The organism is Campylobacter sp. RM12647, from assembly GCF_020138135.1.
Lineage (GTDB): Bacteria > Campylobacterota > Campylobacteria > Campylobacterales > Campylobacteraceae > Campylobacter_E.
On sequence record NZ_JACGAS010000029.1, the window covers coordinates 1 to 20180 of the forward strand.

The window sequence follows — 20180 nt, forward strand, 5'->3', positions numbered from 1 at the left end:
AAAAAAATGAAAATTATTTGGAAAAGTAGGGAAAGTTGGGAGAATTTAAAAAATACAATTTAAAAACATTAAAAACTAAAATTAGTGAAGATAGTTTGTAGTTGTGGTGGTTATGTGGTGAGAATTAGGTTTGAGAAATTTGAAATTTAGTAAGCAAATAAATAATAATTTTGCATAATATAAAAAACATTATTTGAATTATTTGTATAAAATATTTTAGATTAAGTTAATTTTATATGTTTAATATAATCTAATGAAATTACATATTTTATAAGATTATTAAGTTATATAGCTAAATTATAATAAAATATCTAGGTTTTAAAATAGGAATTTATATTTAGATTTTATTCCAAATATAAATTATCTTTAGTTTTTTTAGCAGGTTCAATATGTTTTGAATTAGGTAATTCTAAATTATCTTTGCCTTTTATATAAGCTATAATATTATCAATATCCTTATTTGATAATTTATTTGCATATCTTTGCATAACAAATCTTGTTTTGCCTCCAAAATCTTTATCGTTTTTGTAAGATTTTAACATTGATTTTAAAGTAGATGCTGAATAAGTGTTTAAGGATTTAAATGTAGTGCTTGATTTATCTCCTAAATCTCCATGACAAGAATTACATTTATGAATATTTATAAAAAGTTCTTTACCTAAATTAATATCTAAATTATCACTAAAAGTATAATTTAATAAATCATCTGTAGTCACTGCATTTATAGAATTTATAATACATAAAAATAATAAAATTTTTTTCATTCTAAGTCTTTAAAAAGCTAGGCTTAAAGCCTAGCAATTAATTAAAATGTATATTTAGCTTGGAATCTGATTAAACTTTCTTTTTTCTTATCAGACTTATCAAGACTTAATTTGTTATCTTTAGTAATACTTACTTCAGTAGCATCTTTAGTTTCTGCGTAAGCATAGAATGCTGAGAAGTTTAGTTTGTCGCTGTATTTGTAAGATAGTTGTGGCTTAACTTCAAATAATTTTTCTTTATTGTTAACAATTTTATTTGTTCCGCTAATAATATCAACACCAAATCTTACATCTTCAAATGTATAGCCAATTGTTCCGAATACGAAATCTTTTTTACCAAAACCACCTTGGTAGTCTTTCATTACGATTTCGCCGTAGTTGATTAATTGACCTTCATCTTCTACAGTATTAAGAGTTAATTTATCTTTTTTACCATAACCAGCATAACCTACATTGAAGTCTAAGCCGAATGCGTCAAAGCCAGCTTCTGCTGCATAGAAGTTACCATTAGCTGCTACTTCACCTTTTCTATCTTTTTTAAGGCTGTTGCCTGCGTATTGAGCATGTACATTATATGCAAAGTCATCTTTGTCACCTAGAGCAACATTGAAATCTACTGCATAGAATGTGCCCCAACTAGCCATATTTGAAACCCATAGTTGAGCTGCTACTGGGTCAAAATTAGCAATAGCTGCTATACCATAAAGGTTCTTACTTGTAGCATATTTATTACCTGCTTCATCTGTAACAAATAAAACGCTACTTAAATCTCCATCATTGTTATAGTTATCAAAAGCATAAGCTGCTAAAGTTACATTTTCAATACTGTTATTTACTATTTTTAACCCTGTTCCTAGTAAATCATCAGTCCAAATTGAGCCAATTTCCATTCTACCGAATATGAATGAAGTATCATAATTTGTATAAGTTAAATAAGCATCTCTTACATTGAAAGTTTTTTTATCATTTAAATATGCTGAATCACCAAAAGAACCATCAGTGTTTGAATATTGGAATAATGCTGTAGCTTTGAAATTATCAGCGATATCAGCACCAAATTTTAATTGAACTTTATATAAATGTCCGTTATCTTCTGATCTATCTATTTTCGTAGTAACTGAATTGTTTTTTATTTTTTCAGAATTTGTATCGTATCTGTATCTTAACATTCCTGATAGGTCTACATTTTGAATAGCTTCATCTAAAGCAACTGCGTTCGCGAATGAGAACGAACCTGCAGCAACAACTGCTGCTAAACTTAATTTAACTAATTTCATTTTTTCTCCTTTTTTTGTAAAAATGTAAGGGAATAGTAGCATAAATTTTGAAAATTAAGCTTAAAGTTATATAAATTTTTAAAAAAATGTAATTTGAATTATTCTTAAAAAAGGAAAACCCCTTGATTTCTCAAGGGGTTTAAGTCTCTCAAGGAGTAAAAAACTAGTCTAAGTTGCGATGATTTTAAAGAAGCTAGGTTAATACTTAGTAAAAGTATTTATAGTAAGATTATTTTTTTAAACAAAACGAAAGAGCTATAATGAAAATTAAAGAATATTTACAAAAACATATAGATAAAATATATAAAAGTTATTGCAAAAAATCAGTATTTACTAACTATAAAATAATAGGAGTTAGAAACAATAAGCTTAAAAGGTATGCAAAAACTATAATTAAAAAGTATGATTTAAATGATTATTTATTAAATACTAATTTTAAAAGTTTTGATGAAATGCAACTTTACATACACGTATTAAATGAGTTAGATGATTATGATTTAGTAGTTAAGAATTTAAAAATAATATTAAAAATCATAGATAATTGGTGTAGTTGCGATACTATAAGACCTAAGTGCTTTGATAATAATCTTGATAAGGTAGAGCAAATCATATGCGAATGGATTGAATCTAGCGCAATATATGAAAAAAGATTTGGGATTTTATGTTTTATAAGATATTTTAGCAGTGATACCACAAAATTAGAAAAAATATTTAATATAAAAAGTCAAGAATATTATGTAAATATGGCTAGAGCTTGGTATTTTACAGAACTTTTAAGTAATAATTTTGATGAAACTTTTAATTTTTTAAAAATTAAAAAATTAGATAATGAAACTTTATCAATGATGTTTCAAAAGATAAGTTATAGTGCAAAAATATCAGCAGAGAATAAGATTTTATTAAAAGATTTAAGAAAGTAATATGTTTTAAATAAGTAAAAATTAAATATGATTTCTACTTATTTAAAATTCTTTAACTTAGCTACTAAAATATCGCAAAATTCATCAAAACTAGCTCTATAATCTTTTAAATCCCCTAATTGCTTACCCCACATACATTCAGGATAAAATCCATCATCACTAAATCTAGCCATTATATGCCAATGGGCTTTAGGCAAGTAGTTAGCAAATGAAGCGTGATTAATCTTAGTTGGCTTATAAAAACTAATCATTTCTTTTTCTATAAGCATAGCAATTTTAAAAATTTTTAGGCTTGTTTCTTCATCATTACTAAGTTCTTTGTATTCGTCTTTTGCATGGATTTCTAGCCACGGGATAGAACTCTCGTGGCGTTTAATATAGCAAAAACTATTTTCATAAATCATACTTCAAAATCCCAAAAAAAACTAATCCATTCTTTAGCTTCTTTTACACAAAATTCAGGTTTTATAATAGCGCTTGGCTTATAAAAAATAACAGCAAGTTTAACTTCTAAATGTGGGTAAATTTCTAATATTTTTTTACGAATTGCATCAAGACTTTCACCACTATCTACGATATCATCAATGATTAAAACTTTTTTAGCTTTACTTAAATCAGGAATATTAGTAATTTCAATAGTATCTAATTTTTTTTGCCCATCATAATGAATACTATTTAATACAAAAGCATTTCTGCTTTTAAGTGCAGTTGATAATGCGTGAGTAAGTGTAAGACCACCACGAGCAACACCTACAAAAGCGTCTGGGTTGAACTCATCTTGAATGCGTTTTGCAAACGGCTCAAAGTCATTTTTAAATTCATCGTAAGTATATTTATACATAGTTTTACCTTTTAATTAAATTTCATAAATTGTAGCAAGAACACTGCCATACAAATAATAGAGATAACGATTATACCACTACTTAGCTTATTAAATTCTTTTCTTAATAATCTAACTAATACATAAGAAATAAATCCAAAAGCAATACCTGTAGTAATTGAGTAAGTAAATGGCATCATAATTACCGTAAAAAATGTAGCAACACTATTTGCAGGGTCTTTAAAATCAATATTGCTAACTTCCATAAACATTAAAATTCCAACCATTATCAAGATAGGATAAATAGCATTAACAGGAATTGCTTGGAAAAATGGTAAAAAGAATATGCAAAGACAAAACATTCCCGCTAAAAATATATTGCTCAGTCCTGTTCTAGCACCACTTTCTATACCAGCACTACTTTCTACAAATGCAGTTGCAGTTGATGTGCCAATAACTGCTCCGATACAAGTTCCTGCCGCATCAGCTATCATAGTTTTACCTAATTTTTTATCTCCACTATCATCAAGAGTTCCGTCTGATTTTGTTTTATTTTTAAATATTCCGCCCCTAATTCCAGCACCAGTAATCGTGCCTATACTATCAAATAATTGAGTTACAAAAAGTGTCATTACTGCAGGTAATACCGATAAACTTAAAGCACTCATAATATCAAGTTTTGCAAAAATACTCATAAGCCCATCTTTTTCACTAAAATTTGGAATTGCCACAAATTCACTTGGTAATTTTGCTCCACCTATTCCAAAAGTCCAAGCGATAATACTACCTATTAAAACCGCTAAAATAAAGCCTGCTTTAATCTTCCAAGCCCAAAAACAAACAATTAAAAATAATACAAATAAACAAAATAACACATTCGGGTCTGCAAAATTACCTATTTTTAAAAGAGTTACAGGATCAGCCGTAACAATATGAGCCTGATTCATCCCCATAAACGCTAGAAAGCACCCAATACCAGCACTTATAGCACGGCGAAAATCTTCAGGAATGCTTTTTAAAATAAAAATACGAAAATTTGTAAAAGAAAGAACTAAAAATATAAAACCACTTATAAAAACAGCACCTAAAGCAGTTTCAACAGGAATTCCTTGGCCTTTGCACATTGAAAATGTAAAAAATACATTAAGCCCCATACCTGTACTCATTGCTATTGGAGAATTTGCAAAAAGTCCTGTAAATGCAGTTGCTATTATAGTTACTAAAGCAGTTGCTAGCATTAAAGCTTCTACACTAAGCCCTGTATTGCTTACTATAAAAGCATTAGTTGGAATAATATAAAGCATTGATAAAAATGTTGCTAAAGCACCATTAAACTCATTTTTAACACTTGTATTGTTTTCTTTTAACTTAAAAAAGTCCATTTTTTTCCCTTATAAAAAAATATTTAGCGTAAAGCACCTAAGATTAAACACAATAAGATTAAAAATTCTAGCTCATAGCAGTATCCTTTTGTTTGTAGTAAGAAATTATTAGATTAAATTGTTTGAAAGTATATTTTTTGCAATCATATATTAATTGCATAATGAGTTTGAATGATGTTTTTAAAATGGAGCTAAAAACATATAAAGAATTCAATCAATATTCCTTAATCTCATTATATAAACTATCTCTTTCTATTGGAATTAAATTTGATGTTTTGATATTGTCTATGAAGTCTTGTAGCGTAATGCCATTCGCACTTTTTGCACCACCTGCACTTTGGATATTTTCTTTTTCTATTGTTCCATCAAGGTCATTTGCTCCGTATTCTTGAGCCACCATTGCAAGGTTTAATCCTAAAGTCGCCCAATAAGCTTTAATATGAGAAATATTATCTAAAACAAGCCTTGCTATTGCAATAGTTTTTAGAATTTCTATACTTCCAAGCGGTTTTAAATCCTTTAAAAACGAATTGTCTTTTTGCCATACTAACGGAATAAAAGCATTAAAACCTTTGCTAATATCTTGTTGTTTTCTTAGTCTTAGCATATGGTCAATTCTGTTCTCACGACTTTCAATGTGTCCAAAAAGCATAGTTGCATTACTTTGTTTTCCTTTTTGATGCCATAGCCCATGAATCTTAAGCCAATTATCAGAACTAACTTTGCTAGCACAAAGCTCATTTCTAACTTTTTCATCAAAAATTTCAGCACCGCCACCCGGCATAGAATCAACTCCATATTCAAGCATTTTGTCAATTACTGCAGAATAATCTCCATCAAAAAAACTCTTTGCAATAAAATTAATTTCAGCAGCTGTCATTGCTTTAATATGTAAATGTGGGTATTTATCTTTAATTTTTCTAAAAATCTCAAAATACCATTCCCAACCACCTTTTTTATTGTGAGCTGAAACAATGTGTATTTCTTTTGTCCCACGAGTAACGGTATCATCAACTATTTTTAAGATTTCTTCGTGTGTTAGATGATATGGATTTGGATTGTGCCTATGAGCTGAAAATGCACAAAAAGCACAAGTATCAACGCACATATTTGTAGGATTTATGTGACGATTACAATTAAAATAAACTTTTTTTCCGTGAAGTTTTAATCTCTTTTTATTAGCGTAAAATCCTAAGACTTGCAAATCTAAATCGTATAACTTATAACAATCTTCTTCGCTTAATCTTTTACCTTCGTCTAACGCTTCTAAAATATCCATTTACCATCCTTAAAAAAGAAAAGTGATTATATTTATCTTTGTTTAACAACTTACTATAAATTAGCGTAATTTTTATTATTAAAGGATTAAAAATGTGCGGAATTATTGGATATTTAGGACAATTAGAAAAAAAAGAAATTATATTAAAAGGATTAAAAGAGCTTGAATATCGTGGATATGATAGTGCAGGTATGGCTGTGTTAGAAAATAATGAATTAAGCTTTTTTAAAAAGGCAGGAAAATTAGAAAATCTTGTTAATTTTATGAAAAATTTAAACTTTAATGATGAAGGTGTAGCTATAGGTCATACTCGTTGGGCAACACACGGAAAACCTGATGATACAAATTCTCATCCACATTACGGCGAATATTCTTGCATAATACACAATGGAATTATAGAAAATTATAAAGAAATAAAAGAAGAACTAAAAACCACACATTTTAATTCGCAAACAGATACAGAAGTTGTTGTTCATTTGTTTGAAAAATATGCAAATACTTTAAGCCCTGAAAAAGCTTTTAGTGAAGTTATTAAAAAAATTGATGGAGCTTATGCAATATTATTAATCACAAAAAAAGCTCCGAATACTATATTTTTTGCTAAGAAAAACGCACCACTAATAATAGGAAAAGGCTCAAATAATAGTGAGTTTTATATGGCATCTTGTGATGCTCCGTTGGTTGGAATTTGCAAACAAGTTGCTTATTTAAACGATGGAGATTTTGGCTTTTTAGATAAAAATGGAATTCATTTATTAAATGGCGTTGTTGAGTTTAAAGAATTAAATTGCGATAAAGAAAGTGCTTTAAAAGATGGATTTGATACTTTTATGGAAAAAGAAATCTACGAGCAAAGCCAAATCGTTCAAAATATATTAATAGGAAGAATTATTAATGATAAAGTATGTTTTGATGAATTAAAGAATTTAAATCAAGACTTTAGTAAAATCATAATTTGTGCTTGTGGCACTAGCTATCATGCAGCATTAGCATCTAGCTATATTTTTGAAAGAAGTGCTAATATTGAATGCCGTGTAGAAATAGCAAGTGAGTTTAGATATAAAAATGGCTTTTTAGATAAAAATGCTTTATTCGTTTGTATATCTCAAAGCGGCGAGACAGCTGATACTCTTGAAGCTTTAAAAATAGCAAAAAATGCTGGGCTTAAAACTTTAGCATTATGCAATGTTGATAATTCAAGCATAGCAAGAGAAGCTGATTATTGTATTTTAATTCGTGCAGGGATTGAAAAAAGTGTAGCAAGCACTAAAGCATTTTGCGCTCAAATGCTAAATCTATGGCTACTAGCATTGTATTTAAATAAAAATCCTAATTTAGATATTAAAAAAGAATTACTTGCTATTAAGGATTTATCTAATGTATTAAAAGTAAATAAAAATACTCACGATAAACTAAAACGCTTAAGCAAGCGATACTTACACGGACACGGATTTTTCTTTATAGGTAGAGATTTATTTTATCCACTTGCACTTGAAGCAGCATTAAAATTAAAAGAAATAAGCTATATGCACGCAGAAGGCTACGCAGCAGGAGAGATGAAACATGGTCCTATTGCACTTGCTGATAGCGAATTATTTACAATAGCATTTATGCCGAAAAATATTTTATATGATAAAACTCGCTCAAATGTCTTAGAATTAAGTGCAAGAGATGCAAATATTTTAGCAATTTCTCCTATTGAGTTTAGCGAAGCTGATGATTTTATAAAAACAAGCGAACAAGAACATTATCTAAGCGAGTTTTTTGAAATGATGGTAATTATGCAATTATTTGCACTAGAAATCACAAATCGTGTTGGTGCAAATGTAGATATGCCAAGAAATCTAGCAAAAAGCGTAACGGTTGAATAAAGAATTTAAATTAGGATAATTTCCTAATTTAAATTCCATAATTTTTATTCATTTATGGCATTTAAGTGTTGCTCTATTTCATCAAGGCTATTTGTATGGAAATTTCTTAATTTTATATTTGAATAAAATAAGCCATTGGTTTTGATTTTTAAAATTCTCTTCTTTCTTTTATAGCTTTTAATATCGCTTAGTTTTATGTATTTTGTAAAAAATATAAATCTAACTCCAATTTTATCTTTATACAAAATCACTTTAATTATAGGCATATCATAAATATAAATCACAAGCAAAATTGAGAAAAATATGCTTAAATAAACAAAGCCTGCTTTAAAAGCTCCTTGTGTTATTGCAATAATCAAATAAATAAATACAAAATACAAAACACTGCTAAAATCTAATTTAGATTTAATTATTTTCGCATCCATAAATTACTCATTAATTGATAAAATCTCAGCTCTTCCATTTACAATAGCTACGCAGTGTTCATAATGAGCAGTATTTAACCCATCTGCTGAAGCAGTTTCCCACATACCTTTTAGATTTTTAGGTCTTCCATCTTTTTGACAAATCATAGGCTCTATACAAAATACCATTCCATTTTTAATCTTTGGACCATTTTTAATACTATCATTTGGGTGTAGATAGTTTGGTATTTCAGGCTCTGCGTGTGGTTTTCTACCAATGCCGTGTCCGCAAAACCCTTCTAGTGGAACAAAACCACGAGAGCGAATAAAGTCTTCTAAAATCTTGCTAAGCTCTTTAAATCTCATACCATCTTTAATATGACTTATTGCATTTAGCAAACAATCCTTGCTACAAGCAATTAATTCTTCATCTTTTTTAGAGATTTTGCCAACACCATAAGTCCTAGCAGCGTCTCCATAATATCCATCTATGAAAGTTCCAACATCGCAACTTACAATATCGCCTTCTTTTAAAACTCTATCATCAGGAATTCCATGAATGCAAGTTTCATTAAGACTAACACAAATTGCACCTGGAAAACCATAAAGCCCTTTAAAAGCTGGTTTTGCACCAAGACTTAAGATATAATCTTCTGCAGCTTTATCTAATTCTTTTAAAGAAATTCCTGGTTTTATTAAAGTTTCAAGATAATCTAGCGTTTTTGCAACCATTTTATTAGCTACTCTTAATTTTTCTATTTCTGCTGGTTTTTTAATTTCTATCATATTCATCCTTTCTTACTTTATACCCCAAAAATACAAGCACTAGGGCTATTATAAATTGAGAGATATTATCTTTATTAAAACCCACATAGTCTAACATTGAAGCATTAATTATAATTATACCAATGGCTGAATAAAGAAATATTTTAGTTAAAAGCCCAGTATTAGCCATTCTTGTGCAAGGACATTTTCTACTAAGTCTTTCTATTTTTTCATTTTTTGGTGATGCTTTTTGAAAAAACCAAGCCATCAAACCAAAAAATACTAAAATTAATTCTATTATTAACATTGCTTAATGTATCTTATCCAAGAATCAAAATGTGGTTTTTCTAAACTAACTTTTGTTTGATTTCCATGACCTGGTAGTAAATAAAAATCATCTTTTAAATTCTTTGCTTTTTCAAGACTATTTACCATATCATCAGCATTTGAGAACTCAAAATCCCATCTGCCTATACTTCTTTCAAATAAAAAATCCCCACTAAAATAAACATCATCAAATTCAATCATAGAACAACCTGGAGTATGACCTGCAAAATGATGAAAAGTAAATTTTAAACCATTAAACACTAATTCTTCTTTGTCTTCAACAGCTATTGCTATATCATCGCTTGGCAAAAAACCATAAAAAGGATTTTTTAACATAAATATATCATCTTTTGGGGTATATAAAGGAGCGTTAAATTCTTGTGCTACTAATTTATTGTCCCATATGTGGTCGTGGTGTCCGTGAGTGTTTAAAATCGCTAGGACTTTGCTTGAGTTTTCTTTAATAAAACTTAAAGCACCTTTGCCTGGGTCTATTACAATATCTCCTAATTCGTGCTTTACAATATAACAATTTGTAGCGTAATCTCCACAAGGTCTTACTAAAATCTCATACATTTTTAATCCTTTCATAAAAATCTTTTAATATCTTAGTATCTTTACTAGCTCTAAAATCAATTATAATTTCTGATTTAAAATCTTTATTAAAAAATTCATCTTGCATAGTTTGTGCTAAAATTTTTGCTGGGTCAATCAATGTGGCTTTAGGAAAATAAGTTTTAAATTCTTGCTCTAAAAATGGATAATGAGTACAAGCATAAAGAATATAATCATAATTATTTTTATTAAAATAATTTGCAAAATCTTCACTCGCTTTAGAATAATCCATACTCTCAACAATAGGAACAAAAGAAATAGGACTTATAAAGTCAGCTTTTATATTATATTTTTTACAAGAATTTTGATAAAGCCCTGAGCTAAGAGTTGCTTTTGTAGCTACTACTAAAGAATTTTGATTATTAGCAATTTGGCTAAGCCCTAAAATACCATAATCACTTATAGGAAGAACTTTAATAGCTACATTTATCTCGCTTAAAATTGAGCTGACCGTGTTACAAGCTAAAATAATCAAATCTACATTTAAACTTGTTAAATAATCAATTGCATTTTGACCGATTTTTAAAATTTCTTCTTTGCTTTTAGTTCCAAATGGGACATTTTTATTATCAGCATAATAAATTATTTCTTTTGCTACACGGCTTTTTACTAATAATTTTAAAGTTCCAAGCCCACCTACACCACTATCAAAAATTGCTATTTTATTTAGCATTTATATACCTTCTTGCATCTAAATATCTTGTATTCCAATATCTTACATTAAGGCTTTGAATTCTTGTTCCACCTTTTGAAGATAAATGTATAAAATTGTTATTTTCAAGATAAATTCCAACATGTAAGCCAAAAGGTCCATCTGTTCTAAAGAAAACTAAATCTCCTGCTTTAAGCTTAGATTTTGAAACTTTTTTACCACCTAATCTTTGCTCTTTTGTACTTCTACTTAGATTAAATCCATATACTTGTTTATAAATCTCTTGAGTAAAAAAAGAACAATCCGCACCTTTGTTTTTATTAGTGCCGCCAAGTCTATAAGGAGTATATCTCCACTCACTTGAAGAATTTAAAATACGCTCTACAATTTTATTTGTTTGTTGTACTTTTTCTATATCCAATTTAGTATCAAAAATAGCATTAGGAGTAAACATTTGTGCTGGATAATTAGAATAAACATCATCAATTAATACTACACCATTGATTTTATTTTGATAGTTTTCATAGTTATTGTTGGCTATATTTTGCGAACAAGCCACAAAAAATATAGCCAAAATAATCGGCAAAAATATTTGCCTATTTATAATCATAAGCCTACTGCACTTAAGGTTTGATATTTATTCACATACATTTGAGCTTCAATTTTTCTCATTGTATCAAGTGCTACCTGAACAACAATTAAAACTGATGTTCCACCAAAATAAAATGGAACTCCCATAAATTTAGCTAAAAGCCAAGGAAGAGTTGCAATAATTGCTAAATATATTGAGCCACTTAATGTCAAGCGACTTGCAATTTCATTTAAATATAAAGCTGTTCCTTCTCCTGGACGAATACCTGGAATAAAACCACCTTGTTTTTTTAGGTTTTCTGAAATATCTTTTGCATTAAATGCAATTGATGCGTAAAAATATGCAAAAAAGATTACAAAAAAGAATGTAAAAATATGAAATACATAACCATTTGGATTGAAAATATCATTAATTTTCATAATGTATTCATTTGTACTTGATTGTAAAACAGTAGCAGGAAATGTCAAAATTGCACTAGCAAAAATTGGAGGAATTACACCACTTAAATTTAATTTAATAGGAATATAATTCATAATTCTTTTATTTTGATTTTGCATTAAAACTTTTCTACTATAAGAAATTGGAATTCTTCTTTCTCCCAATTCTACATAAATAATAGCACCAATAGCTGCAATAATAACTAAGGCAATACCAATTACTACTAAGAAATTTAATTCACCAGTATTTACAAGGTTAATTGTGCTAGAAATCGCACTAGGAATTCCCGAAACGATACCAGCAAAAATAATTAATGAAATACCATTGCCAATACCTCTTTGAGTAATTTGCTCGCCTAACCACATAAGCAACATAGTTCCAGCTAACATACTAGCAGCGCTTAAAGCTATAAATGTATTAAAATCAATCATAATAGCAGCTTCACCTGTTCTTGAGTGTAAGCTTTGAAGCCCTACTGAAACTCCAACACTTTGAATTAAAGTAATTACAATAGTTGCTACACGAATAATTTGCATATATTTAACCATTCCATCGCGTTCTTTTTTCATACGACCGATATTTGGAAATGTTGCTGCAAGTAATTCCATAATAATTGATGAAGTAATATAAGGCATTATACCTAAAGATATGATTGATAAACGCTCAGCAGCTTTTCCACTAAACATATTAAACATACCTAAAGCATTATTTGTGTTTGATTCAAAAAATTCTTTAATTACATCTACATTTACGCCAGGAACTGGCACGTAAGCCAGTATCCTGTAAGCAAATAAAAGCGCCAATGTTATAAAAATTTTATTGGCAAGATTTTTATTCATTATTTACTTCCGCTAGTTTTAATGTTTTCGTCTTTGATTTTTGCTACTAATGAACTAGCACTTGCGCCAATTAATTTTATTTTCTTAACGCTTGAAGAAAATTTATGAACACTTTTTAAGCTTTCAAAAGTAATTTCTTTTAATTCTTTAATAGCTGTAACTTTTTCAACATTAATTACATAAGGTTTTTCAAACTTAGAAGTAAAACCAACTTTAGGTAATCTTCTTTGAAGTGGTTGCTGACCACCTTCAAAACCTCTTTTTTCATTATAACCTTTTCTAGCTGTTTGACCTTTACCACCTTTTGTAGCAGTTTTTCCCCAGCCAGAACCTTGACCACGGCCTATTCTTTTTGTTTTATGAGTAGAGCCTGCTGCTTTTTGTAAATTTTCAAGTCCCATTTTTTATCCTTTCAACATACTTAAAGCTTTGATTGTAGCTCTTACAACGTTGCCTGGATTTGATGAACCAAGTGATTTTGTAAGAATATCTTTAATACCTGCAAGTTCAATAATTGGACGGCTTGAACCACCTGCGATAACTCCAGTACCTTCGCTAGCAGGTTTTAATAAAATACGGCTTGCATTGTATTTTACTTCAATATCGTGTGGGATTGTTTGACCACGAAGTTTAACTGAAATGATATTTTTGAACGCATCATCTACTGCTTTTTTAATAGCATCAGGAACTTCTTTAGCTTTACCATAACCAACACCTACAAGGCCATTTTTATTACCTACAATTACAAGTGCTGTAAATCTAAAGCGGCGACCACCTTTAACAACCTTTGTAACTCTACCGATATCAACAATTACTTCTTCAAATTCTTCTCTATTATATTTTTCCATAATTTATCCTTATAGTTTGATACCGTTTTCTCTTAAAGCATCAGCAAAAGCTGCTACAACACCATGGTATAAATAACCATTTCTATCAAAAACTGCTTCTTCAATTTTTGCTGCTTTTAAGCTTTTTGCAAATTCAGCTGCTAATTTCTTAGCACCTTCAATATTTGCTTTAATGCCTAATTTTTTACCATTTACGCTAGCTATTGTGTGAGCTTTTACATCATCAATTGCTTGAACATAAAGCGTTCTATTTGATTTAAAAATAGATACTCTTGGTAAAGTTGCACAACCGCTAATTTTTGCACGAATTCTCTTTTTTCTCTTAATTCTAAGAGATAATTTTCTTTTTAAGATATTTGCTCTCATTATTTATCCCTTACTTCTTAGATGTTTTACCAGCTTTGCGAATAATACGCTCATCTGAATACTTAATACCTTTACCTTTATATGGCTCAGGTGGTCTAAATTCACGAATTTTAGCTGCAACTTGACCTACTACTTGCTTATCAGCACCTGTAATTACGATAGTATTTTTCTCAACTGCTATTTCAATGCCTTCTGGAGCATCAAAAATTACTGGATGTGAGTAACCTAAAGCCATTTCTAAAGTTTTACCTTTCATTGCAGCTTTATATCCAACTCCATTTATTTCTAATACTTTTTTAAATCCTTGAGTAAGACCTATTACTATATTATTAGCTAAAGCTCTGTAAGTTCCCCAATAAGCTCTTGAACTTCTATCATCACTTTTTGGAGTGAATACTACTTGATTGTCTTTAACTTCTACATTTACATGGCCTTTAAAATCAAGTTCTTTTTTTACATTTCCTTTAGTAAAACTAAGAACATTACCATCTACTTTAGCTGAAATTCCAGCTGGAATTTCAATTGGTTGTTTTCCTATTCTTGACATATTTTTCCTTTTTATTTGTCTAGGGAAAGCTTAAGCTTTCCGAATGCCATAAAAAGCATTAATTACCAAATAGTGCAAAGTACTTCGCCACCGATGCCTTCTTTATAAGCAACTTCATTGCTAATAACACCCTTGCTTGTACTTACAACTATTGTTCCATAACCGTTTTTAAATCTTTTGATTTCATCTTTACCACGGTAAACTCTACGACCAGGTTTGCTAACACGCTTTATTTCATTAATAACGCTTTTGCCTTTTTCATCATATTTTAAAACTACATTGATGAATTTCTTTTTATCTTCTTCAACAACACTATAATCTTCAATATAACCTTTCGCTTTAAAAATATCAACAATAGATTCTACAACTTTTGAATGTAGTAATTTTGTTGTATCTAATTTACGAAGTGCTGCATTTCTAATACGAGTTAGTGAATCTGAAATTAAATCGTTAATCATAACTTCTCCTTACCAGCTAGCTTTCTTAAGACCAGGAATTAATCCTTCATTAGCCATTTTTCTTAGGCACACACGGCAAATTCCAAAATCTCTATATACTGAGTGTGGACGACCACAAATTTGGCATCTTGTATAAGCTCTAACTTTAAACTTAGCTGGACGAGCAGCTTTTGCTATCATTGATTTTTTTGCCATATTACTTTCCTTTTGTGAAAGGCACACCGAATAATTCTAATAATCTTAATGCCTCTTTATCGCTATTTGCTGTTGTTACAACATTTATATTCATACCATGGGTTCTTAAAATTTGGTCATATACAACTTCAGGGAACATTAATTGTTCATTTAAACCGAAGCTATAATTTCCACGACCATCAAAACCATCTCTACTTAGGCCTCTAAAGTCTTTAACTCTTGGTAATGCAATAGAAATTAACTTATCTAAAAACGCATACATATTGTCTTTTCTTAAAGTTACCATTACACCAACAGGGAAACCATCTCTTACTTTAAAACCAGCAACTGATTTTTTAGCTTTAGTTACAACTGCTTTTTGTCCTGAAATTAAACTAATTGTATCAACAATGCTTTGTAATACTTTTTGATCTTTAGTAAATTCAGCACCTAAACCAACGCTAATTACAATTTTTTCAATAGCAGGAATTAACATAGGATTTTTAATATCAAATTCTTTAGCAATAGCAGGCTTAATGCTATTAACATATTTTTCTTTTAATCTCATATTATGCCTCCACCTTTGCTACATTTGAAATATCCATAGGCATTTCCTTATTTACAAAACCACCTTGTGGATTTTGCTCGCTTGGTTTAACTGCTTTCTTAGCAATTTTGCAACCTTCAACGATTACTTGATTTTTCTTAGGAAAAACTGCCTTTACAACACCTGTTTTACCTTTATCATCACCTGCGATAATTTTTACATTATCACCTTTTTTAATTTTAAATTTAACAGCCATTATAAAACCTCCGGAGCTAGTGAAACAATTTTCATAAAGCCACCATATCTTACTTCTCTACCAACTGGCCCGAAAATACGAGTTCCAACTGGCTCTCTTTTAGCATCTAAAATAACTGCTGCATTTTCATCAAAACGAATTAATGAGCCATTTTCTCTTTGAACTTCTTTTTTAGTTCTTACGATTACAGCTTTAACTACTTGACCTTTTTTAATTTTACCATTTGGTAAAGCTTTTTTAACAGATGCAACTATAACATCACCTACAGTAGCATATCTTCTCTTGCTACCACCTAATACTTTTATACACATAATTTCTTTTGCGCCGCTATTATCAGCAACTACAAGCCTTGTAAAACTTTGAATCATTACTCAACTCCTGCTGCTAAGATTGTTTTAAGACGAAAAGATTTGCGTTTTGACAATGGTCTGCATTCAATTGCCACAACTGTATCGCCAACATTAGCAGTATTTTTTTCATCATGAACTAAATATTTTTTAAAGCGTTTTACAATCTTTCTATATCTTGGGTGAACAACTTTACGCTCAACTAGAACGCTAACTGTTTTATCACCTGATTTTGCAACGATTACGCCTTGTATTTCTCTTTTAAAACTCATAATTAGCCCCTTATTTCATAGCTGATATTGCAGTATTGATTTTAGCAATATCTTTTCTTACTACGCGAAGCTCATTTGTATTTGTAAGCTGCATCGTTTTAAGCTTTTGTTTTAGTGTAAATAAAAGCACCTTTTTCTCTTTTAACATAGCATTTAATTCTTCTGCTGTTTTATCTTTTAGCTCAGTATATTTCATTTTCACTCTCTCTTGTAACGAACTTAGTTTTAAATGGTAATTTACTCATAGCAAGTGCAAGAGCTTCTCTAGCCATATCTTCACTAACGCCTGTCATTTCAAAAAGAATTCTGCCTGGTTGAATATTCATTACCCATTCTTCAACACTACCTTTACCTTTACCCATCCTTGTTTCAAGTGGTTTTTTAGTTAAAGGTTTATCTGGGAATACTCTTATCCATGATTTACCTTGTCTTTTAACATGACGAGTTAGAGCAATACGAGCTGCTTCAATTTGGCGTGAATTAACTCTACCACCCTCAGTAGCTTTTAAAGCATAATCACCTAGAGCAAGTTTTGTGCCACGGCAAGCATAGCCACGATTGCGGCCTTTCATCATTTTTCTAAATTTTGTTCTTTTTGGCATCAACATAATTATTTACCTCTTCTGGTTCTTCTTGTCTTCTTTGCTGCTGGCTCTTCAGTTTTATCAGCTTGAACACCTTTATGTAATACCTCACCTTTGAATATCCATACTTTAATACCTATGTTTCCATAAGTTGTATGAGCTTCAGCAAAACCATAATCAATTTTTGCTCTTAAAGTATGTAAAGGCACACGACCTTCAAGATACCACTCTGTTCTAGCCATTTCAGCACCACCTAAACGACCTGCAACGCTAACTTTAATACCTTTTGCTCCTGCTTTTTGTGCATTTTGAATAACTTTTTTCATAGCACGGCGGAAAGCAACACGCTTTTCAAGTTGAGTTGCAACACTTTCTGCTGCTAATTGAGCTGATGCATTAGCACGACGCTCTTCTTTAATATTAAGATTTACTTCTTTATTGATAATTTTTTGTAGTTTTGTTTTAATTACTTCAACATCACTACCTTTTTTACCAATGATAATTCCAGGACGAGCTGCAACTACAGTAACTCTTAATTTCTTAGCAGTTCTTTCTATTATTATTTGACTAACGCCTGCATAGTATAGCTCTTTTTTAAGAAAAGCACGGATTTTATAATCTTCGCCTATGCTTTGTGCTAAACTAGCTTTAGCTGGAAACCATCTTGATTCCCAATTTCTATTAATTCCTAGTCTAAGACCGATCGGATTTACTTTTTGTCCCATTTTAGCTTTCCTTACTTTCAGTTTTTGCTCTGCTTACTTCAACCATAATATGAGCAGTTGGTTTTCTAATGCGACTTGCACTACCTCTTGCTCTTGGTCTAATTCTTTTTAGAACTGCACCTGCATCAACACGGCATGAACTTACTACAACTTCACTTGGCTCATATCCACCATTTGCAACAGCACTTGAAATTGCATTAGAAATGTATTTTGCTGCTTTATTTGGCATAAATTTTAAACTAGCCATTGCTAATTCAGCATTCATTCCTTGAACTTCTCTTGCTAACAATCTTGCCTTAGTTGGTGATAGTCTTATGAATTTAATTAATGCTTTACTCATCTACTACCCCTTATTTTCCAATTTTCTTCTGCACAGAACCTTTGTGGCCTTTAAATGTGCGAGTTGGTGCAAATTCACCTAATTTATAACCTATGTGATTTTCAGTTACATATACTGGAATAAAGCTTTTACCATTATGAACGTTAAAAGTAAGACCGATCATATCAGGAGTTATAGTGCTTCTTCTTGACCAAGTTTTAATTGGTTTATTATCGTTAGCTTTTTTTGCTGCGATAACTTTTTTCATAACATGAGAATCAACAAAAGGACCTTTTTTTAATGATCTAGCCATCTTATTTTCCTTTTCTTCTTGATATTATTAGCTTATCGCTAGCCTTTTTACGGCGAGTCTTAGCACCTTTAGTTGGTTTACCCCAAGGTGTAACTGGGTGACGACCTGAGTTCTTTTTACCCTCACCACCACCATGTGGGTGATCTACTGGGTTCATTGCACTACCACGAGTTTGTGGGCGAATACCTCTATGTCTATTGCGTCCTGCTTTACCGATTGTAACGTTAGCCCAATCTTCATTACCAACTTCACCAATACTAGCCATACATTCAGCTAATACTCTTCTCATTTCACCTGATTGTAAGCGAACGATTACATATTTTTCTTCTTTACCCATTAATTGAGCAAAAGAACCTGCTGAACGAATCATTTGTCCACCTTTACCTGGTTTTAACTCAAGGTTATGGATAATTGTACCTACAGGAATTGATTTTAATTTCATAGCATTTCCTGGTTTAATATCTAAACCTTCAGCAGCTGAACAAACAATGTCATTTACTGCTAAACCACGAGGTTGGATAATATATCTTTTTTCACCATCTTTATAAGCAATTAATGCAATACGGCAATTTCTGTATGGGTCATACTCAATAGCTTCTACACGACCTTCAATTCCAAATTTATTTCTTTTGAAATCAATGATACGATATAGTTTTTTAGCACCTGCTTCTTTATGGCGACTTGTTATTCTTCCGTTATTATTTCTACCTGCTGCAGCTGGAAGTTTTACAAGTAATGAGCGAACACTAGCTTTTGCTGTAATATCATCGCTACTTACACCTGTAATATATCTTCTGCTTGGGGTATATGGTTTATAAGTTTTAATAGCCATCTTAGCCTTCCTTATTCTCTAAACTAGCACCCTCAGGTAGCTTTACATAAAACTTTTTAAAGTCACTTCTTTGGCCTTCAATTCCTCTAAATCTTTTAACTTTTCCATCCATTCTTAATGAATTTATTTTTAAAGGAACGATACCAAAATATTCTCTTAACACTTGCTTTAGACCATTTTTTGTCATTTTAGGGCTAGCTTGAATAACTACTACGCCACTTTCTTGAAGGCCTAAAGTTTTTTCTGTATAAACTATATTTTTTATATCTGTGATATCAGCCATCTTAGCCCTCTTTCGTAATTGATGCTAAAGCATCTTTTTCAATAATAACTGAGTTAAATATACTTAATAAATAAGCATTTACTTCAGTAATATCAACAACATAACAATTTGCAAGATTTCTAAATGCTAATAATGTTTTTTCATCTAATAATGATTTAACTATTAAAGCATCTTTAACACCTATTTTATTAATCATAGCTCTTGCATCTTTTGTTTTACCACTTTCAATAACTATATTATCTACTGCAAATATTGCATTTGCATTTGCTTTATCAGCTAAAGCTCTTTCAAATGCTAATCTCTTTTGCTTTTTATTTACTTTTTGAAAATAGTTTCTATTATTTGTTGGACCAAATGCAACTGC

The 20180-nt window shown here is 30.3% G+C and carries 33 protein-coding genes; 2 read left to right on the forward strand and 31 right to left on the reverse strand.

The features are described from left to right. Positions 1 to 344 precede the first annotated feature (344 nt). Positions 345 to 764, reverse strand: coding sequence for a c-type cytochrome (locus tag AVBRAN12647_RS08600; protein WP_336615034.1), 420 nt, complete (start codon positions 762 to 764; stop codon positions 345 to 347). 41 nt (positions 765 to 805) lie between these two features. Next, positions 806 to 2041: a major outer membrane protein gene (locus AVBRAN12647_RS08605; protein WP_336615035.1), complete on the reverse strand. Its 1236-nt coding sequence runs from the start codon at positions 2039 to 2041 to the stop codon at positions 806 to 808. A 260-nt stretch (positions 2042 to 2301) separates the two neighbouring features. Between AVBRAN12647_RS08605 and AVBRAN12647_RS08610 the strand changes: the two genes are divergently transcribed. Further along, positions 2302 to 2961: a DNA alkylation repair protein gene (locus AVBRAN12647_RS08610; RefSeq protein ID WP_336615036.1), complete on the forward strand. Its 660-nt coding sequence runs from the start codon at positions 2302 to 2304 to the stop codon at positions 2959 to 2961. Positions 2962 to 2999: 38 nt separating this feature from the next. On the opposite strand, the gene AVBRAN12647_RS08615 is transcribed toward AVBRAN12647_RS08610, so the two are convergent. From AVBRAN12647_RS08615 to mqnE, 4 genes are all read right to left on the reverse strand, one after another. Then, a complete protein-coding gene (locus tag AVBRAN12647_RS08615) occupies positions 3000 to 3365 on the reverse strand; it encodes an HIT family protein (protein ID WP_336607263.1) in 366 nt (121 codons plus the stop codon). Further along, positions 3362 to 3802 (reverse strand): phosphoribosyltransferase, encoded by a 441-nt coding sequence (locus AVBRAN12647_RS08620; protein ID WP_214116028.1) that lies wholly within the window; start codon positions 3800 to 3802, stop codon positions 3362 to 3364. The genes AVBRAN12647_RS08615 and AVBRAN12647_RS08620 overlap by 4 nt, the downstream gene beginning before the upstream one ends. 11 nt (positions 3803 to 3813) lie before the next feature. Beyond that, on the reverse strand, positions 3814 to 5163 hold the full coding sequence (locus AVBRAN12647_RS08625) for an NCS2 family permease (protein WP_214116030.1): 1350 nt from the start codon (positions 5161 to 5163) through the stop codon (positions 3814 to 3816). Positions 5164 to 5377: 214 nt separating this feature from the next. Further along, positions 5378 to 6442: an aminofutalosine synthase MqnE gene (mqnE, locus tag AVBRAN12647_RS08630; RefSeq protein WP_214116032.1), complete on the reverse strand. Its 1065-nt coding sequence runs from the start codon at positions 6440 to 6442 to the stop codon at positions 5378 to 5380. Between the two features lie 92 nt (positions 6443 to 6534). Between mqnE and glmS the strand changes: the two genes are divergently transcribed. Beyond that, the gene (gene glmS / locus AVBRAN12647_RS08635) at positions 6535 to 8313 is read left to right on the forward strand and encodes a glutamine--fructose-6-phosphate transaminase (isomerizing) (protein WP_336615037.1); all 1779 of its coding nucleotides are present in this window, start codon (positions 6535 to 6537) and stop codon (positions 8311 to 8313) included. Positions 8314 to 8357: 44 nt separating this feature from the next. On the opposite strand, the gene AVBRAN12647_RS08640 is transcribed toward glmS, so the two are convergent. The 25 genes from AVBRAN12647_RS08640 to rplD form a co-directional block, all read right to left on the reverse strand. Beyond that, a complete protein-coding gene (locus tag AVBRAN12647_RS08640; RefSeq protein WP_214150164.1) occupies positions 8358 to 8738 on the reverse strand; it encodes a hypothetical protein in 381 nt (126 codons plus the stop codon). 3 nt (positions 8739 to 8741) lie between these two features. Beyond that, positions 8742 to 9503 (reverse strand): type I methionyl aminopeptidase, encoded by a 762-nt coding sequence (map, locus tag AVBRAN12647_RS08645; protein WP_214120232.1) that lies wholly within the window; start codon positions 9501 to 9503, stop codon positions 8742 to 8744. Next, complete coding sequence (locus AVBRAN12647_RS08650; RefSeq protein WP_214120231.1) at positions 9490 to 9789, reverse strand: hypothetical protein; 300 nt, start codon at positions 9787 to 9789, stop codon at positions 9490 to 9492. Before AVBRAN12647_RS08650 ends, map begins: the two co-directional genes overlap by 14 nt. Further along, positions 9783 to 10385 carry an MBL fold metallo-hydrolase gene (locus tag AVBRAN12647_RS08655; RefSeq protein WP_214116043.1) on the reverse strand — a complete coding sequence of 201 codons (603 nt, stop codon included), beginning with the start codon at positions 10383 to 10385 and terminating at the stop codon, positions 9783 to 9785. Before AVBRAN12647_RS08655 ends, AVBRAN12647_RS08650 begins: the two co-directional genes overlap by 7 nt. Next, on the reverse strand, positions 10378 to 11097 hold the full coding sequence (locus AVBRAN12647_RS08660; RefSeq protein ID WP_336615038.1) for a glutamate racemase: 720 nt from the start codon (positions 11095 to 11097) through the stop codon (positions 10378 to 10380). Before AVBRAN12647_RS08660 ends, AVBRAN12647_RS08655 begins: the two co-directional genes overlap by 8 nt. Then, a complete protein-coding gene (locus AVBRAN12647_RS08665) occupies positions 11087 to 11686 on the reverse strand; it encodes an NlpC/P60 family protein (protein ID WP_214150166.1) in 600 nt (199 codons plus the stop codon). The genes AVBRAN12647_RS08660 and AVBRAN12647_RS08665 overlap by 11 nt, the downstream gene beginning before the upstream one ends. After that, positions 11683 to 12945 (reverse strand): preprotein translocase subunit SecY, encoded by a 1263-nt coding sequence (gene secY, locus AVBRAN12647_RS08670; protein WP_214116056.1) that lies wholly within the window; start codon positions 12943 to 12945, stop codon positions 11683 to 11685. Before secY ends, AVBRAN12647_RS08665 begins: the two co-directional genes overlap by 4 nt. Further along, the gene (gene rplO / locus AVBRAN12647_RS08675; protein ID WP_214116065.1) at positions 12945 to 13346 is read right to left on the reverse strand and encodes a 50S ribosomal protein L15; all 402 of its coding nucleotides are present in this window, start codon (positions 13344 to 13346) and stop codon (positions 12945 to 12947) included. The genes secY and rplO overlap by 1 nt, the downstream gene beginning before the upstream one ends. A gap of 3 nt (positions 13347 to 13349) precedes the next feature. Beyond that, positions 13350 to 13793 (reverse strand): 30S ribosomal protein S5, encoded by a 444-nt coding sequence (gene rpsE, locus AVBRAN12647_RS08680; RefSeq protein WP_214116067.1) that lies wholly within the window; start codon positions 13791 to 13793, stop codon positions 13350 to 13352. A 9-nt stretch (positions 13794 to 13802) separates the two neighbouring features. Beyond that, complete coding sequence (gene rplR, locus AVBRAN12647_RS08685; RefSeq protein ID WP_214116069.1) at positions 13803 to 14159, reverse strand: 50S ribosomal protein L18; 357 nt, start codon at positions 14157 to 14159, stop codon at positions 13803 to 13805. 10 nt (positions 14160 to 14169) lie between these two features. Further along, entirely contained in the window at positions 14170 to 14706 is a 537-nt protein-coding gene (rplF, locus tag AVBRAN12647_RS08690; RefSeq protein ID WP_214116071.1) for a 50S ribosomal protein L6, read from the reverse strand. A gap of 62 nt (positions 14707 to 14768) precedes the next feature. Continuing rightward, a complete protein-coding gene (gene rpsH, locus AVBRAN12647_RS08695) occupies positions 14769 to 15164 on the reverse strand; it encodes a 30S ribosomal protein S8 (RefSeq protein ID WP_214116073.1) in 396 nt (131 codons plus the stop codon). Between the two features lie 9 nt (positions 15165 to 15173). Further along, on the reverse strand, positions 15174 to 15359 hold the full coding sequence (locus AVBRAN12647_RS08700) for a type Z 30S ribosomal protein S14 (protein WP_172234194.1): 186 nt from the start codon (positions 15357 to 15359) through the stop codon (positions 15174 to 15176). 1 nt (position 15360) lies between these two features. Then, the gene (gene rplE, locus AVBRAN12647_RS08705; RefSeq protein WP_214116075.1) at positions 15361 to 15906 is read right to left on the reverse strand and encodes a 50S ribosomal protein L5; all 546 of its coding nucleotides are present in this window, start codon (positions 15904 to 15906) and stop codon (positions 15361 to 15363) included. A gap of 1 nt (position 15907) precedes the next feature. Continuing rightward, complete coding sequence (rplX, locus tag AVBRAN12647_RS08710) at positions 15908 to 16141, reverse strand: 50S ribosomal protein L24 (protein ID WP_214116077.1); 234 nt, start codon at positions 16139 to 16141, stop codon at positions 15908 to 15910. Further along, complete coding sequence (gene rplN / locus AVBRAN12647_RS08715) at positions 16141 to 16509, reverse strand: 50S ribosomal protein L14 (RefSeq protein ID WP_214116086.1); 369 nt, start codon at positions 16507 to 16509, stop codon at positions 16141 to 16143. The genes rplX and rplN overlap by 1 nt, the downstream gene beginning before the upstream one ends. Next, a complete protein-coding gene (gene rpsQ / locus AVBRAN12647_RS08720; protein ID WP_214116088.1) occupies positions 16509 to 16760 on the reverse strand; it encodes a 30S ribosomal protein S17 in 252 nt (83 codons plus the stop codon). The genes rplN and rpsQ overlap by 1 nt, the downstream gene beginning before the upstream one ends. A 10-nt stretch (positions 16761 to 16770) precedes the next feature. Further along, complete coding sequence (gene rpmC / locus AVBRAN12647_RS08725; protein ID WP_214116089.1) at positions 16771 to 16956, reverse strand: 50S ribosomal protein L29; 186 nt, start codon at positions 16954 to 16956, stop codon at positions 16771 to 16773. Continuing rightward, positions 16943 to 17368: a 50S ribosomal protein L16 gene (gene rplP / locus AVBRAN12647_RS08730; protein ID WP_214116091.1), complete on the reverse strand. Its 426-nt coding sequence runs from the start codon at positions 17366 to 17368 to the stop codon at positions 16943 to 16945. The genes rpmC and rplP overlap by 14 nt, the downstream gene beginning before the upstream one ends. 2 nt (positions 17369 to 17370) lie before the next feature. Next, the gene (gene rpsC / locus AVBRAN12647_RS08735) at positions 17371 to 18069 is read right to left on the reverse strand and encodes a 30S ribosomal protein S3 (RefSeq protein ID WP_214116093.1); all 699 of its coding nucleotides are present in this window, start codon (positions 18067 to 18069) and stop codon (positions 17371 to 17373) included. Between the two features lies 1 nt (position 18070). Continuing rightward, on the reverse strand, positions 18071 to 18409 hold the full coding sequence (rplV, locus tag AVBRAN12647_RS08740; protein WP_214116095.1) for a 50S ribosomal protein L22: 339 nt from the start codon (positions 18407 to 18409) through the stop codon (positions 18071 to 18073). A 10-nt stretch (positions 18410 to 18419) separates the two neighbouring features. Next, complete coding sequence (gene rpsS, locus AVBRAN12647_RS08745) at positions 18420 to 18701, reverse strand: 30S ribosomal protein S19 (RefSeq protein WP_214116097.1); 282 nt, start codon at positions 18699 to 18701, stop codon at positions 18420 to 18422. A gap of 1 nt (position 18702) precedes the next feature. Beyond that, positions 18703 to 19533, reverse strand: a complete 831-nt coding sequence (gene rplB / locus AVBRAN12647_RS08750) for a 50S ribosomal protein L2 (protein WP_214116098.1) — start codon at positions 19531 to 19533, stop codon at positions 18703 to 18705. 1 nt (position 19534) lies between these two features. Then, the gene (locus AVBRAN12647_RS08755; protein ID WP_214116101.1) at positions 19535 to 19816 is read right to left on the reverse strand and encodes a 50S ribosomal protein L23; all 282 of its coding nucleotides are present in this window, start codon (positions 19814 to 19816) and stop codon (positions 19535 to 19537) included. Between the two features lies 1 nt (position 19817). Then, on the reverse strand, positions 19818 to 20180 hold a 363-nt coding region (gene rplD / locus AVBRAN12647_RS08760), incomplete at its 5' end, for an uL4 family ribosomal protein (protein ID WP_336615039.1).

Excerpts from the sequence above, each read along its gene's own strand:
- AVBRAN12647_RS08600 (WP_336615034.1), bottom strand. The coding sequence starts at position 764 with ATGAAAAAAATTTTATTATTTTTATGTATTATAAATTCTATAAATGCA.
- AVBRAN12647_RS08605 (WP_336615035.1), bottom strand. The coding sequence starts at position 2,041 with ATGAAATTAGTTAAATTAAGTTTAGCAGCAGTTGTTGCTGCAGGTTCG.
- AVBRAN12647_RS08610 (WP_336615036.1), top strand. The coding sequence starts at position 2,302 with ATGAAAATTAAAGAATATTTACAAAAACATATAGATAAAATATATAAA.
- AVBRAN12647_RS08615 (WP_336607263.1), bottom strand. The coding sequence starts at position 3,365 with ATGATTTATGAAAATAGTTTTTGCTATATTAAACGCCACGAGAGTTCT.
- AVBRAN12647_RS08620 (WP_214116028.1), bottom strand. The coding sequence starts at position 3,802 with ATGTATAAATATACTTACGATGAATTTAAAAATGACTTTGAGCCGTTT.
- AVBRAN12647_RS08625 (WP_214116030.1), bottom strand. The coding sequence starts at position 5,163 with ATGGACTTTTTTAAGTTAAAAGAAAACAATACAAGTGTTAAAAATGAG.
- mqnE (WP_214116032.1), bottom strand. The coding sequence starts at position 6,442 with ATGGATATTTTAGAAGCGTTAGACGAAGGTAAAAGATTAAGCGAAGAA.
- glmS (WP_336615037.1), top strand. The coding sequence starts at position 6,535 with ATGTGCGGAATTATTGGATATTTAGGACAATTAGAAAAAAAAGAAATT.
- AVBRAN12647_RS08640 (WP_214150164.1), bottom strand. The coding sequence starts at position 8,738 with ATGGATGCGAAAATAATTAAATCTAAATTAGATTTTAGCAGTGTTTTG.
- map (WP_214120232.1), bottom strand. The coding sequence starts at position 9,503 with ATGATAGAAATTAAAAAACCAGCAGAAATAGAAAAATTAAGAGTAGCT.
- AVBRAN12647_RS08650 (WP_214120231.1), bottom strand. The coding sequence starts at position 9,789 with ATGTTAATAATAGAATTAATTTTAGTATTTTTTGGTTTGATGGCTTGG.
- AVBRAN12647_RS08655 (WP_214116043.1), bottom strand. The coding sequence starts at position 10,385 with ATGTATGAGATTTTAGTAAGACCTTGTGGAGATTACGCTACAAATTGT.
- AVBRAN12647_RS08660 (WP_336615038.1), bottom strand. The coding sequence starts at position 11,097 with ATGCTAAATAAAATAGCAATTTTTGATAGTGGTGTAGGTGGGCTTGGA.
- AVBRAN12647_RS08665 (WP_214150166.1), bottom strand. The coding sequence starts at position 11,686 with ATGATTATAAATAGGCAAATATTTTTGCCGATTATTTTGGCTATATTT.
- secY (WP_214116056.1), bottom strand. The coding sequence starts at position 12,945 with ATGAATAAAAATCTTGCCAATAAAATTTTTATAACATTGGCGCTTTTA.
- rplO (WP_214116065.1), bottom strand. The coding sequence starts at position 13,346 with ATGGGACTTGAAAATTTACAAAAAGCAGCAGGCTCTACTCATAAAACA.
- rpsE (WP_214116067.1), bottom strand. The coding sequence starts at position 13,793 with ATGGAAAAATATAATAGAGAAGAATTTGAAGAAGTAATTGTTGATATC.
- rplR (WP_214116069.1), bottom strand. The coding sequence starts at position 14,159 with ATGAGAGCAAATATCTTAAAAAGAAAATTATCTCTTAGAATTAAGAGA.
- rplF (WP_214116071.1), bottom strand. The coding sequence starts at position 14,706 with ATGTCAAGAATAGGAAAACAACCAATTGAAATTCCAGCTGGAATTTCA.
- rpsH (WP_214116073.1), bottom strand. The coding sequence starts at position 15,164 with ATGATTAACGATTTAATTTCAGATTCACTAACTCGTATTAGAAATGCA.
- AVBRAN12647_RS08700 (WP_172234194.1), bottom strand. The coding sequence starts at position 15,359 with ATGGCAAAAAAATCAATGATAGCAAAAGCTGCTCGTCCAGCTAAGTTT.
- rplE (WP_214116075.1), bottom strand. The coding sequence starts at position 15,906 with ATGAGATTAAAAGAAAAATATGTTAATAGCATTAAGCCTGCTATTGCT.
- rplX (WP_214116077.1), bottom strand. The coding sequence starts at position 16,141 with ATGGCTGTTAAATTTAAAATTAAAAAAGGTGATAATGTAAAAATTATC.
- rplN (WP_214116086.1), bottom strand. The coding sequence starts at position 16,509 with ATGATTCAAAGTTTTACAAGGCTTGTAGTTGCTGATAATAGCGGCGCA.
- rpsQ (WP_214116088.1), bottom strand. The coding sequence starts at position 16,760 with ATGAGTTTTAAAAGAGAAATACAAGGCGTAATCGTTGCAAAATCAGGT.
- rpmC (WP_214116089.1), bottom strand. The coding sequence starts at position 16,956 with ATGAAATATACTGAGCTAAAAGATAAAACAGCAGAAGAATTAAATGCT.
- rplP (WP_214116091.1), bottom strand. The coding sequence starts at position 17,368 with ATGTTGATGCCAAAAAGAACAAAATTTAGAAAAATGATGAAAGGCCGC.
- rpsC (WP_214116093.1), bottom strand. The coding sequence starts at position 18,069 with ATGGGACAAAAAGTAAATCCGATCGGTCTTAGACTAGGAATTAATAGA.
- rplV (WP_214116095.1), bottom strand. The coding sequence starts at position 18,409 with ATGAGTAAAGCATTAATTAAATTCATAAGACTATCACCAACTAAGGCA.
- rpsS (WP_214116097.1), bottom strand. The coding sequence starts at position 18,701 with ATGGCTAGATCATTAAAAAAAGGTCCTTTTGTTGATTCTCATGTTATG.
- rplB (WP_214116098.1), bottom strand. The coding sequence starts at position 19,533 with ATGGCTATTAAAACTTATAAACCATATACCCCAAGCAGAAGATATATT.
- AVBRAN12647_RS08755 (WP_214116101.1), bottom strand. The coding sequence starts at position 19,816 with ATGGCTGATATCACAGATATAAAAAATATAGTTTATACAGAAAAAACT.